Origin of the sequence: Nonomuraea sp. JJY05, assembly GCF_043496855.1 — a bacterium.
Lineage (GTDB): Bacteria > Actinomycetota > Actinomycetes > Streptosporangiales > Streptosporangiaceae > Nonomuraea.
The window spans coordinates 112,976-124,935 of record NZ_JBIEIS010000028.1 but is presented as its reverse complement, the minus strand read 5'-3'; the positions used below and the strand labels follow the sequence as shown (position 1 = coordinate 124,935).

The window sequence follows — 11,960 nt, the reverse complement described above, 5'->3', positions numbered from 1 at the left end:
GTGGGGTGTGCGTAGGAGGATGCGCACAGCCCACCGCACAGCCCACCGCACAGCCCACCGCACAGCCCACCGCACAGCCCACCGCACAGCCCACCGCACAGCCCACCGCACAGCCCACCGCACAGCCCACCGCACAGCCCACCGCACAGCCCACTGGGAGGATGACATGTCGGTGTTGCAGAGCCTCGTTGACAGCCTGCGCAGCGGGGCGATCGAGGTGATCGACCTCACGGCGCCCCTCTCGTCCGAGACGCCGATCCTCCAGTTGCCCGAGCCGTTCGGCAACACGATCCCGTTCCGCCTGGAGGAGATCAGCCGCTACGACGACCGCGGCCCCGCCTGGTACTGGAACGACATCCACACCGGCGAGCACACCGGCACCCACTTCGACGCCCCCGTCCACTGGGTCACCGCCCGCGACGGCCAGGACGTCTCCCAGGTGCCCGTGCGCAGCCTCATCGCGCCCGCCGTCGTTCTCGACTTCGCCGCCGAGGCGTCCAAGGACGCCGACTTCCTCCTGCAGATCGACCATGTCAAGGAGTGGGAACGCGCCAACGGCCCGCTGCCCGACGGCGGCTGGTTGCTCTACCGCACCGGCTGGGACACCCGCTCCGGCGACCAGGCGGCCTTCCTGAACGCCGACTCCTCCGGCCCCCACACGCCCGGCATCTCGGTGGAGTGCGCCAGATGGCTGGCCTCCGAGACCCCGATCGCGGGGATCGGCGTGGAGACCGTCGGCACCGACGCGGGCGCCGCCCACTCCTTCGACCCGGCCTTCCCGTGCCACTCCTTCCTGCTGGGGGCGGGCAAGTACGGCCTGACCCAGCTGCGCAACCTCGACCGGCTGCCCGTGACCGGCGCCGTCGTGGTCGCGCCGCCGCTGCCCATCGTGGGCGGCTCCGGCAGCCCCGTGCGCGTGCTGGCCCTGGTGGAACGTTGATCGTCGCGGAGGCCGTGGGGCGGGCCCTGGCCGCGTGCGGCGTCGGGACCGCCTTCGGGGTGGTCGGCAGCGGCAACTTCCACGTGACCAACGCCCTGGTGGCGGGCGGCGTGCGCTTCGTCGCCGCCCGCCACGAGGGCGGAGCCGCCACCATGGCCGACGCGTACGCGCGGATGAGCGGCCGGGCCGGCGTCGTGTCGGTGCACCAGGGGCCCGGTCTCACCAACGCCCTGACCGGTCTCACCGAGGCGGCCAAGAGCCGCACGCCGCTCATCGTGCTGGCGGGGGAGGCCACGGAGGTCCAGTCCAACTTCCACATCGACCAGGCCGCGCTCGCGACGGCGGTGGGAGCGGTGGCGATGCGCGTCGCCTCGCCGCGGGAGGCGGTGTCGCGGGCGGTCGAGGCGTACCGGGTGGCGGTGGAGGAGCGGCGCACGGTTCTGCTGAACCTGCCGCTCGACGTCCAGGCCGCCCCCTTCGAGGGCACCGTCGACGTGACGCCGCCCGCGCTCGCCTCGGCGGTTCCCGCGGCGGACTCTTCGGCGGGCGCTTCGGCCAGTGCTTCAGGGGGTGCTTCGGCCGGTGCCTCCGGGGGTATCTCGGCGGGTGCGGCGGCGGAGCTGGCGCGGGTGCTCGGCGCGGCCGAGCGGCCGGTGTTCATCGCGGGGCGCGGCGCCCGGCACGCGCGGCGGGAGCTGGAGGAGCTGGCCGACCTCGCGGGCGCCCTGCTGGCCACCTCGGCGGTCGCGAAGGGGCTGTTCCGCGGCAGCCCGTGGGACCTCGACGTGAGCGGCGGCTTCGCGACGCCGCTGGCCGCCGAGCTGATCCGCGGCGCCGACCTGGTCGTCGCCTGGGGATGCGCGCTGAACATGTGGACCACCCGCCACGGCACGCTCGTCTCGCCGGGGGCGAAGGTCGTGAAGGTCGATCTCGACCCGGCGGCGTTCAAGACCCACGTGCCCGCCGACCTGGGCGTGGCGGGTGACGTGGCGCGCGTCGCGGAGGCACTGGCCGCTCAGGTCGCGTCCCGCCCGGGTTATCGGTCGCCGGAGATCGCCGCCCGCGTGCGGGCCGAGGGGCGCTGGCGGGACGTGCCGTACGAGGACGAGAGCGGCGGCGGCAGGATCGACCCCCGGACGCTCAGCATCGGGCTGGACGACCTCTTGCCGCGGGAGCGGATCGTCGCCATCGATTCCGGAAATTTCATGGGATATCCGTCGATGTTTATGGATGTCCCGGATGAGGGTGGGTTCTGCTTCACGCAGGCGTTCCAGTCGATCGGGCTGGGCCTGGCGACGGCGATCGGCGCCGCGGTGGCCCGGCCGGACCGGCTGCCGGTGGCCGCGCTCGGCGACGGCGGCGCGCTCATGGGCAGCGCGGAGCTGGAGACCGTCGTCCGGCTCGGCCTGCCCATGGTGATCGTGGTGTACGACGACGAGGCGTACGGGGCCGAGGTCCATCACTTCGGGCCGCACGGGCACCCGCTCGGGACGGTCACGTTCCCAGCGGCCGACCTCGCCGCCATCGCCCGGGGCCACGGCTTCGCCGCCGTCACCGTCGGCGGGCCCGGCGACCTGGCGGGCGTGGCCGAATGGGTGGCCGGGCCCCGCGACCGGCCGCTCCTGGTGCACGCCAAGGTCACGGCGGAGCACGGCTCCTGGTGGCTGGAGGAGGCCTTCAAGGGCCACTGAGCTCACAGCTCGCGGCAGGCGCCGGCGCCCTCTGAGCTCACAGCTTGCGGTGGATGGAGCTCACAGCTTGCGGTAGGTGCGGGCCTCCTCGGCCGCCTCCAGAACGTCGGCCAGCGGCACGCCCGCGCCCGCCGCCACCGCCGCGGCGATCGCCCCCTCCACGAACGGCACGTCCGCCACCACCACCCGGCCGTCCTCCTCCAGCAGGCGGGCGGTCAGCACCGAACTGCCCAGGTCGGGGATGAGCACCACCCCGTCGCCCTGGTCGACGCTGCGCAGCGCCGCCTCGATGAGGTCCAGGCTCGTGCCAAGCCCGCCGTCCTCCGTGCCCCCGGCGGCCGCCACGGGCGCGTCGGCGCCGGCGATCCCGCGGGCCAGCGCCGCCGCCTCCGCCGCCAGCCCCGCGCTGTGCGAGACGAGCACCAGCCCCACCATCACCCGGCTCCGAGGGTGACCACATCGTCAACGGGGCCGCTCATCACGCCACCACCGACGCCAGGGCCGCCATGAACAGGGCCGCCGACGCCGCCCCCGGATCCTCGTGCCCGATGCTGCGCTCGCCCAGGTAGCTGGCCCGGCCCTTGCGCGCCTGCATCGGGATCGTGGCCTTCGACCCCTCCTCGGCGGCCCTGGCCGCCCGCTCGAACGCCTCCTTCACCCCGATCCCGTCGCGTACGGCCAGGGCGAGCGCCCGGGAGGCCGGGACCAGCGCGTCCACCATGGTCTTGTCGCCCAGCGCGGCCTTGCCCAGCCGTTCGAGCGCGACCACCCCCGCCTCGAACGCCGCCGAGAACCCGGCCAGCGTCACCGGCGACTCCAGCGACTTGCCCATCTGCCGGAACACCGACCCGTACAGCGGCCCTGAGGCGCCCCCGACGCGGCGGATCAGCGTCGCGCCCGCCGCGGCCAGCACCTCCCCGGGAGTGCCCGGCGGCGACTCGGCCAGCGTCTTGCGGACCTCGGTGAGGCCGCGGTCGAGATTCGTGCCGTGGTCGGCGTCGCCGATCGCCGCGTCCAGGCGGGTCAGCCGGTCGCGGTCGTGGTGCACCAGCCTGGCCGCCTCCTCGAACCAGGCCACGAACACGTCGGTGTCCATCAGCGCCCCCAGCGCAGCCCCGGCGTCTCGACCGGCGCGTCCCACAGGCGGGTGAGCACGTCGTCGAGCAGGCAGATCGACACGGAGAAGCCCTGCATGTCGAGGCTGGTCACGTAGTTGCCGACGAGCGAGCGCGACACCCGGGCGCCCTTGCCCCTGGCGAAGGCCGCGACCTCCGCGAACACCACGTACAGCTCCATGAGCGGCGTGCCGCCCATGCCGTTGACCATGACCAGCAGGTCGCCGCGGAGCGGCAGGTCGCGGTGGATGGCCTCCATGGCGATCCCGGCCAGCTCGCGCGCCGACACCATCGGCACGCGGGCCCGCCCCGGCTCGCCGTGGATGCCGATGCCCAGCTCCACGTCCGTCTCCGGCAGGTCGAACGTCGGCTTGCCCGCGTGCGGCGTCGTACAGGAGGTCAGGGCGATGCCGAACGACCTGCTGCGCTCGTCCACCTCGCCCGCCACCGCGGCGATCTGGGCCAGCGGCGCGCCCTGCTCGGCCAGCGCGCCCGCCAGCTTCTCCACGAACACCGTGGCCCCGGTGCCGCGCCGGCCCGCCGTGTAGAGGGAGTCCTGTACGGCCACGTCGTCGTCGACCAGCACGCTGGCCACCTCGACGCCCTCGATCAGCTCGGCGGCCATCTCGAAGTTCAGCACGTCGCCGGTGTAGTTCTTGACGATGTGCAGGACCCCGGCGCCGCCGTCGACCGCCCTGGTCGCGTCGATGATCTGGTCGGGCACCGGTGAGGTGAAGACCTCGCCGGGGCAGGCCGCGTCGAGCATGCCGTACCCGACGAAACCGGCGTGCAGCGGCTCATGCCCCGAGCCGCCGCCCGAGACCAGGCCGACCTTGCCCGGCCGCGGTCCCTCGGCCCGGTAGACCACCCGGTCGCGCACCCGCAGCGAGGGGTGGGCCGCGGCCATGCCGTTCAGCGCGTCCTCAACGACGGAGTCGGCCGTGTTGATGAGCTTCTTCATGGTGAGAAGATCTGCCCATTTTCACGAGGGCGCAAGCGTCGTAGCGTGGGCGGGGTGGACGTCGTCTACAACCCCTATGACCCGGCGGTCAACAACGACCCGTACCCCGTCTACGCGTGGTTACGACGGGAAGCGCCGCTCTATCACAATGCCGAGCACGACTTCTGGGCACTGTCGCGGCACGCCGACGTGTCCGCCGCGCTCGGCGACAGCACCCTGCTGTCCAGCGACCACGGCCCCGTGCTCGACCCGGCCGCGTGGGGGCCGCAGGCGCGTACGTACCTGTCGTTCGTGGCCATGGACCCGCCGGACCACACCCGCATGCGGGCCATCGTCTCGCGGGCCTTCACCCCGCGCCGGGTGGCCGCCCTCGAACCCATGATCAGGCAGATCGCGCGGGGCTACATCGAGGAGGGCGTCGAGCGCGGGACGTTCGACTTCGCCCGCGACTTCGCGGCCAAGCTGCCGCTCGACGTGATCTCCGAGCTGGTGGGCGTGCCGCCCTCCGACCGCGCGGACGTCCGCCGCAGGTCCGACATCCTCGTGAGGTATGACCCCCAGGGCAAGATGGCGGACACGGGGCTCAAGAGCATCCTGTCCCTCGGCGACTACTACGCCTCGATCGTCGCCGACCGCAGGGCCACTCCCCGCGACGACCTCGTCTCGGCGCTCGTCGCCGACGGCGGGCTGAGCCCCGAGGAGATCGTGGCGTTCCTGTTCCTGCTGATCGGGGCGGGCTCGGAGACCACGACCCACCTGCTGAGCGCCGCCTGGTACTGGGCGTGGCGCAACCCCGGCCAGCGCGCCGCCGCCTTCGGCGGGGCGATCACACAGTGGGTGGAGGAGTCGCTGCGGTACGACACCCCGGCGCACGGCATCGCCCGCCGCCTCACCAAGCCCGCCGAGTGGCACGGCGTCCAGCTCCCCGCCGACGCCAAGGTGTGGATCCTGATCGGCTCCGCCGACAGGGACGAGTCGGTCTTCCCCGACCCCGACGTCTACGACCTGGGCCGCGACACCTCCAGGTCCATCAGCTTCGGCGTCGGCCGCCACTACTGCCTCGGCGGCCCGCTCGCCCGGCTGGAGGCCCGGGTGGCGCTGGAGGAGCTCATCAAGGCCGTCTCGCCCTCGTACGAGATCGACCAGGACGGCATCCGGCGCATCTCGCATGGCAACGTACGCGGGATGGTCCGGCTCCCGACTATCGTGGCACCCGCCTGAGTAGGCTACCTTCTGGTCATGGCTGAGATCGTGTACCCGCCGGTGATCGCCGCCGCGCGGACCCTGTTTCGCGTGCTCGACGTACGGTTCCACATGGAGGGTACGGAGCACGTGCCGCAGACCGGGGGAGCGGTGCTGGTGAGCAACCACATCAGTTACCTCGACTTCATCTTCGCGGGGTTCGCCGCGCTGCCCTCGCGGCGGCTGGTGCGCTTCATGGCCAAGCAGGACGTGTTCGACCACCGGATCTCCGGGCCGCTGATGCGCGGCATGCACCACATCCCGGTGGACCGGGGGGCGGGCGCGGGCTCGTACGCCACGGCCCTGCGCATGCTGAAGGCCGGCGAGGTCGTCGGGGTCTTCGCGGAGGCGACGATCAGCCGGTCGTTCACCGTCAAGGAGATCAAGAACGGCGCCATCCGCATGGCCCAGGCCACCAACGTGCCCCTCATCCCCGTCGCGCTGTGGGGCAGCCAGCGCTTCTGGACCAAGGGCCGGCCCCGCAAGCTCACGCAACGGCACGTCCCGCTGACCATCCTGGTGGGCGAGCCGATGTACCCCAAGCGCGGCGAGAACGTCAACGACCACACCGCCGACCTGCACAAGCGGATGTCGGAGCTGGTGGACCAGGCGCAGCGCACCTACCCGGAGGTGCCGCCGGGGGTCTGGTGGCAGCCCGCCCACCTGGGCGGCACGGCTCCGACGCCGGAGGAGGCGGAGGCCATGGACGCCGCCGAGGCCGAGGCCCGCGCCAAGAAGGAGTAGACCGGTCCCCAGGAGGATCTGCCGGGCCCGACCGCGACGGCGTTCAGTGAACGCAGCAGGATCGGGCTCGTCCACGCCTCGGCCGGTGCCGGGAGCTGGAGGTGCCGTCCAGCCAGGCGACGTGCTTGCCGCACAACGGGCACCACTCCCGCTCACACGGCACGGGCGGCACTCTGCGCGACCGTCTCGCCGGCACCCGGGTCGTTCGCGACCTGCGGTGAGCCGCACCCCGGGGCAATGCTCTACGCCGGGCGGCCGGTGTCGCCCAACCTGCGGTGAGCCGCACCCCGGGAAGCGCTCTACGCCGGGTGGCCGGTGTCGCCCAGGGAGACGAGGAGTTTGCGCAGGAGGCCGGCCAGGGTGTCGCGGTCGGTGGGGGAGAGGCTGGACAGGAGCCGGGCCTCGTTGGCCGCATGACGTTCCAGGACGTCGTTGGCCACCCGCCGGCCTTCGTCCGTCAGCGCCACGAGCGTCATGCGGCGGTTGTCCGGCGCCGGCCAGCGGTCGACCAGTCCCCGCTCCACCAGGTGGTCCATGCGGTTGGTGAGCGCGCCGGGGCTGACCATGGCCGCGGCCGACAGGTCCTTCATGCACATGGAGTCGGCGTCGTTCCTGAGCAGGGTGGCCAGCATGTCGAACTCCCACGCCTCCAGCCCCTGCTCGACCAGGAACTCCTTGACCCCCCGCTCCAGGAGCCGCGAGGCCCGCGACACCCGGCCGACTACGCCCATCGGGGACACGTCCACGTCGGGCCGGGTGCGTGCCCACTGCCCGAGGATCGCGTCGACTGCATCTCCCATGGCGGCAATCGTACGACATTGAAATGTTCGATGTCATCGGTTATCGTCCTACATGGAAATGTTCAATGTCGAAGTTTTGAGGTGGGACCATGAAGGTACTGGTGCTGGGCGCGACGGGGTACATCGGCGGCGCCCTGGTGGAGCGGCTGGTCGCGCAGGGGCATGAGGTGGCGGCCTACCTACGGCCGGCGGCGGAGGGGGACAGGCGGGTGCCGGGCGTGGCCGACGTACGGTACGGGGATCTCGCGGACGCCGCCGCGCTGGAGAAGGCGATCACCGCGGACCTCGACGCGATCGTGCACGCCGGTCAGTTGGTCGGCGAGCAGGAGATCGACCTGGCCACGATCGGCGTGCTCGCCGGATCGGCCAAGAAGGTCGTCTATGTCAGCGGCGTCTGGGTGCTCGGCGAGACCGACGGCGCCGACGAGGACAGCCCGGCCAACCCGATCCCCCTGGTGGCGTACCGGGACAAGGTGGAGCGGCTGGTGATCGACGGCGGGGGCTCCGTGGTGCGTCCCGGCGTCGTCCACGGGCGCGGCACGGGCATCCCGGCGCTGCTGAAGGCTCAGGCCGCGCGGCGCGGGACCGGTGTGTACGTGACGGCGGACGGCACGGCGCCGACGTGGACCTTCGTGCACGTGGACGATGCGGCCGAGCTGATCGTGGCCGCCGTGGAGAAGGGGGACGCGGCCGTCTACCACGCCATCAGCGAGGAGGCGGTGCCCGTCGGCGTCGTGGCCCAGGCGGCGGCCAGGTCGGCGGGGGTCAAGGAGGCGGCCGAGCCCTGGCCTGTCGAGGAGGCCGCGCAGGAGCTCGGGGAGGGCTTCGCGCAGGCCCTGGCGCTCAGCCAGCGCGTCAGCGCGACCCGTACCCGCGAAACGCTCGGCTGGCAGCCCTCCCGTCCCGGTATCGTCGCCGATCTCGTCGAGGGCTCCTACGCCTGACGCGCTCTCCCGTTCATGGCGGGTCGACGCCGATGGCCACGGTTGCCCCGGCCGTGCCAGGTGTCCGTGACGCCGGGCTCGTCGGGGCCCTGCCGTGCCACTCCGCTGCTTCTGGCCGCCGGCCTGGTCACGGCGGCCATCTCGGGGTCGCCCGGATCCCCCACCGCACCCCCACGGTGATCGCCAGGGCGGAATCGGCCGAAAGTACCGTCGCGGACCGCGAGCCCCAACCGGTGGTCGATGTCCGTACCGGGCCTCATCCCCAGGATGAGGTGCATGCCCTATCAAGATCACACGCCCTCCACCCGCGCCGAGACGACGACCGGGGGAAGCCCCGCGATGACCTCCCCCGGCCGGCCCCGTGTCGCCGCGCTCGACGTCCTGCGCGGGTTCACGCTGTGCGAGATCCTGCTCGCCAACATCCAGCTGATAGCCAACGGCGACAGCGCCGTCATGACCCAGCCCATGGGGGACTGGGATCCGTGGCTCGGACTCCCGATCTTCTCCCTGCTGTTCGGCATCGGGTTCTCGCTGCTGCTGGACTCCGCCGCGAGCCGCGCCCCCCGCCCACGGCTCGTCCTGCTGCGCCGGCTCCTGGCGCTGCTCGCGATCGGCCTGGTGCACATGCAGCTGTGGCGGGCCGAGATCCTCACCTCCTACGCCGTCGTCGGCTTGCTGGTGCTGCTGCCCTCGACCTGGCTGCCGCGATGGGCCGTGGCCGGCCTCGCCCCGGCGCTCGTGGCGGGGGCGCTGATCGGCGGCGGGGGCGGCGGGCCCCTGATGATCGGCGGGCTGTTCCTGGCAGGCTCGGCGCTGGTCCGCTACGGGATGATCGAAAAGATCGAGCGGTCCGCCCGAGGGCCGCTCCTGATGGGCCTGGCCTTCGCGGCGGGGGCGGCCGCTGCCATGTGGGTGCGGGGCGGCGTGCAAGCCGGGGCGGGCATGCCGTCCTTCACGTCCGGCCTGGCCGACCTGCTGCTCGCCGGTGCGTACGTGTGCACCCTGCTGGTCCTGCTCAGAACGCCGCTGCGACCGGCGCTGTCGGCCGTCTTCGCGCCGCTGGGCCGGATGGCGCTGACCAATTACCTGACCGCCACCCTCCTCGTTCTGGTGGCCGCTCGCATCCTCGGTCTGCCGATCGGCCAATCCTTGCAGGTGGCGTACCTGGCCGCGGGAGCCATCCTCGCGGCCCAGTGGCTGTTCTCCAGTCTCTGGCTGCGCCGTTACCGGCAGGGCCCCATCGAGTGGCTCTGGCGGTGGGCCACCTGGGCCCACCGCTCAGCCCTGCGCATCCCCACATAGGCCGGACCTGGTGACGGCGACCGCCCAGCTAGCCTGCGATGAGGGCGTTGGCCTCCGTGATGAGCTTCTGGGCGGCCTCGTCAGGCGTCATCCGCTCGTACAGAACCTCGTTCGTGTACCGCGTGACAACGGCCTCGATGGCGCTGGCGCGCTTCGGCGGGACGGCGGGCGGGTCCGTGAGCTCGCCCCTGATCTCGTCGAGGAAGGCCAGCGTCTTCTTGTCGCTCTGCGGAAGCCTGTCCCTGACCGCCGCCAGCACCTTGGAGCTGGCCGGCAGGCCGCGGTCACTGAGGATGATCGCGCCCGCCTCCGGGTCGTTGATCATGAAGTCGATGAACTTGGCCGCCGCGGCCTGGTGCTGAGACTTCGCCGAGGCGGTGTAGAACATCGCGGGCTGGAGGAACATGCCGCCCGCGGCGGCGCCCTGCGCCTTCGGCATCCGCAGCAGGTCCACCTCCTTGCCGCCGGCCGCCTTGTTGATCGAGCCGAGCTGGTTGCTCCACCACATCCCCATCGCGCCGTTGCGGGTGGCGAACAGCGACCGGTCCTCGCCCTGGGTGCCGAGCTCGATGCTCTTGGCGGCGTCAGGAGAACCCTTGGTCTTGATCAGCTTCTGGTGGATGGCCCACCACGCCTTGAGCGTCTCCGGCGAGACGCCGATCTTGTTGCCCTTGTAGAGGGACTCGCCCCGCTGAGCGGCGAAGATCTGCAGGAACGCCGGGTTGAAGGCCTGCTGCGTGCCGTAGACCTTGCCGCCGGTCCTCGCAGTGATCCGCGCCGCCAGGTCGACGTACTCGTCCCAGGTCCACGCGGTGTCGTCGGGCAGTTGCTGCCCCGCGTCCTTGACCGCCTTCGGGTCTACGACCAGGGACCAGGCGTTGACGCCGGTGGGGATGGCGAACTGCTTGCCGTCGATGGCGCCGGTGGCCAGCACCTTGCCGTCGATGTCGGCGGTGTCGACCGCGCTGGACAGGTCGGCGAGCGTGCCGCGTTCGGCGTATTCCCGCAGGCCGCGGATCTCCAGGGTGATGACGTCAGGCGTCTGGTCGCTCGCGACCTTCGTGGCCAGCGTGTCATAGTAGCTGCCGAAGCCGGAGAACTCCTCCTCGATGTCGATGTCCGGGTTCTTCGCTTCGAACTTCTTGATCGCCTCTTGCGTCATCTTCTGCCGTGCGTCGCTGCCCCAGTAGGAGAAACGCAACTTGATCTCACCGTCGGCGCCTTCGCTGCCGCAGGCCGCAGTGATCACCAGCACAGCAGTGGCCAGCAACGCTGCCGTCCACGTCTTCTTGCCAGAGCCCACGGCTCTACCTCCCGGGGGTTGAGGGGTGCAGGACCTGCTCAGGTCCTGGGGCGGTCACTCCACGGATCAGTCACTTCCGTCCGGCCAGGAAGAAGTCGAAGCTCCGCCCGAGCGCGCTGATCGGCATGGCGAGCATCGGAGCCCACGACGACCTCCACTGGAGTCAAAGAATCTTGCAAGGGTACCGGGGCGGTGAAATCGTGGGTAGCCCGTTGAGGCAGAGGAAGCCGACGGCCTCAATCTTGTGGCGAGAAAGCAGAAAGGGCCCCGACTCACCATGTGAATCAAGGCCCTGACGTGCGTGACCAGTCGGGACGACAGGATTTGAACCTGCGACCCCTTGACCCCCAGTCAAGTGCGCTACCAAGCTGCGCTACGTCCCGGTCGTGTCGGCCGCTCCCTGCGGAGCGGGACGTCATAACCTTAGCGCACATCGGAGGTGCACGCGTACACGGAGAGCTGGGGCGGAGGTGGCCGAGTGGGGCGGAAGCCGACCATCGATCGGCGAGAGCTGGCCAGGTTGGTGGCCGAGGGGATGAGCGTGCAGGAGCTGGCCGCGCACTTCGGGGTCAGCGAGTCCGGGGTGCTGCAGGCCAAGCGGGCCGCCGGGCTGGCCAAGGCGATGCTCGACCACAGCCGGGCCGTGCCGTGGAAGCTGGCTCGCGAGCACTCCCAGTCCGGTCCCGCCACCAATCTGCGTAATCTGTCGGCGGCCGCGCAGGGGAAGCCGCCCTCGGCGGAGCGGCTGAACACGGCTCTGCGGTGGGCTCAACGGCTCGTCGACGCGGGGCTCGACGTGCGGTACGACGCCGCTGAAGGGTTCAGCGAGGTCCCCGCCGCACCAACCGGCTCACATGTCGCAGCCGTGCTGGCCGCGGCCAGGGAGGCACTGGAAGCCCACTGAACCGGTAAGTTTCG

The 11,960-nt window shown here is 71.7% G+C and carries 13 protein-coding genes and 1 tRNA gene; 8 read left to right on the top strand and 6 right to left on the bottom strand.

The window, feature by feature from the left end; all coding sequences use genetic code 11:
- Positions 1 to 5: 5 nt before the first annotated feature.
- The 3 genes from ACFKCF_RS37260 to ACFKCF_RS37250 are packed head-to-tail and all read left to right on the top strand — an operon-like array spanning position 6 to position 2,631.
- Positions 6 to 221 carry a PT domain-containing protein gene (locus ACFKCF_RS37260; protein ID WP_394500005.1) on the top strand — a complete coding sequence of 72 codons (216 nt, stop codon included), beginning with the start codon at positions 6 to 8 and terminating at the stop codon, positions 219 to 221.
- Positions 167 to 940: a cyclase family protein gene (locus ACFKCF_RS37255; protein WP_394500004.1), complete on the top strand. Its 774-nt coding sequence runs from the start codon at positions 167 to 169 to the stop codon at positions 938 to 940. The genes ACFKCF_RS37260 and ACFKCF_RS37255 overlap by 55 nt, the downstream gene beginning before the upstream one ends.
- The gene (locus ACFKCF_RS37250; RefSeq protein WP_394500003.1) at positions 937 to 2,631 is read left to right on the top strand and encodes a thiamine pyrophosphate-binding protein; all 1,695 of its coding nucleotides are present in this window, start codon (positions 937 to 939) and stop codon (positions 2,629 to 2,631) included. The genes ACFKCF_RS37255 and ACFKCF_RS37250 overlap by 4 nt, the downstream gene beginning before the upstream one ends.
- A gap of 60 nt (positions 2,632 to 2,691) precedes the next feature.
- Here ACFKCF_RS37250 and ACFKCF_RS37245 read toward each other — a convergent pair whose 3' ends face one another.
- From ACFKCF_RS37245 to dhaK, 3 genes are read right to left on the bottom strand one after another with little or no spacing between them, the layout of a single operon-like run.
- Positions 2,692 to 3,066 (bottom strand): PTS-dependent dihydroxyacetone kinase phosphotransferase subunit DhaM, encoded by a 375-nt coding sequence (locus ACFKCF_RS37245; RefSeq protein WP_185073166.1) that lies wholly within the window; start codon positions 3,064 to 3,066, stop codon positions 2,692 to 2,694.
- 43 nt (positions 3,067 to 3,109) lie between these two features.
- The gene (gene dhaL / locus ACFKCF_RS37240) at positions 3,110 to 3,727 is read right to left on the bottom strand and encodes a dihydroxyacetone kinase subunit DhaL (protein ID WP_394500002.1); all 618 of its coding nucleotides are present in this window, start codon (positions 3,725 to 3,727) and stop codon (positions 3,110 to 3,112) included.
- Positions 3,727 to 4,707, bottom strand: a complete 981-nt coding sequence (gene dhaK, locus ACFKCF_RS37235; protein WP_394500001.1) for a dihydroxyacetone kinase subunit DhaK — start codon at positions 4,705 to 4,707, stop codon at positions 3,727 to 3,729. The genes dhaL and dhaK overlap by 1 nt, the downstream gene beginning before the upstream one ends.
- A 54-nt stretch (positions 4,708 to 4,761) precedes the next feature.
- Here dhaK and ACFKCF_RS37230 point away from each other — a divergent pair, with 54 nt between their 5' ends.
- Together ACFKCF_RS37230 and ACFKCF_RS37225 are read left to right on the top strand one after the other, a co-directional pair.
- Positions 4,762 to 5,928 (top strand): cytochrome P450, encoded by a 1,167-nt coding sequence (locus tag ACFKCF_RS37230; protein WP_394500000.1) that lies wholly within the window; start codon positions 4,762 to 4,764, stop codon positions 5,926 to 5,928.
- Between the two features lie 18 nt (positions 5,929 to 5,946).
- Positions 5,947 to 6,693 carry a lysophospholipid acyltransferase family protein gene (locus ACFKCF_RS37225; protein WP_394499999.1) on the top strand — a complete coding sequence of 249 codons (747 nt, stop codon included), beginning with the start codon at positions 5,947 to 5,949 and terminating at the stop codon, positions 6,691 to 6,693.
- 299 nt (positions 6,694 to 6,992) lie between these two features.
- Here the strand turns inward: ACFKCF_RS37225 and ACFKCF_RS37220 are convergent, their stop codons facing one another.
- The gene (locus ACFKCF_RS37220; RefSeq protein ID WP_394499998.1) at positions 6,993 to 7,493 is read right to left on the bottom strand and encodes a MarR family winged helix-turn-helix transcriptional regulator; all 501 of its coding nucleotides are present in this window, start codon (positions 7,491 to 7,493) and stop codon (positions 6,993 to 6,995) included.
- Positions 7,494 to 7,582: 89 nt separating this feature from the next.
- On the opposite strand from ACFKCF_RS37220, the gene ACFKCF_RS37215 reads away from it, so the two are divergent.
- Both ACFKCF_RS37215 and ACFKCF_RS37210 read left to right on the top strand, forming a co-directional pair.
- Positions 7,583 to 8,437: an NAD-dependent epimerase/dehydratase family protein gene (locus ACFKCF_RS37215; RefSeq protein ID WP_394499997.1), complete on the top strand. Its 855-nt coding sequence runs from the start codon at positions 7,583 to 7,585 to the stop codon at positions 8,435 to 8,437.
- A 276-nt stretch (positions 8,438 to 8,713) separates the two neighbouring features.
- Entirely contained in the window at positions 8,714 to 9,739 is a 1,026-nt protein-coding gene (locus ACFKCF_RS37210) for a DUF418 domain-containing protein (protein WP_394499996.1), read from the top strand.
- Positions 9,740 to 9,767: 28 nt separating this feature from the next.
- Here ACFKCF_RS37210 and ACFKCF_RS37205 read toward each other — a convergent pair whose 3' ends face one another.
- Both ACFKCF_RS37205 and ACFKCF_RS37200 read right to left on the bottom strand, forming a co-directional pair.
- Positions 9,768 to 11,042 (bottom strand): ABC transporter substrate-binding protein, encoded by a 1,275-nt coding sequence (locus tag ACFKCF_RS37205; protein WP_394499995.1) that lies wholly within the window; start codon positions 11,040 to 11,042, stop codon positions 9,768 to 9,770.
- Between the two features lie 309 nt (positions 11,043 to 11,351).
- A tRNA-Pro gene (locus tag ACFKCF_RS37200) sits at positions 11,352 to 11,425 on the bottom strand.
- A gap of 95 nt (positions 11,426 to 11,520) precedes the next feature.
- On the opposite strand from ACFKCF_RS37200, the gene ACFKCF_RS37195 reads away from it, so the two are divergent.
- Positions 11,521 to 11,946, top strand: coding sequence for a helix-turn-helix domain-containing protein (locus tag ACFKCF_RS37195; protein WP_394499994.1), 426 nt, complete (start codon positions 11,521 to 11,523; stop codon positions 11,944 to 11,946).
- Positions 11,947 to 11,960: the final 14 nt, after the last annotated feature.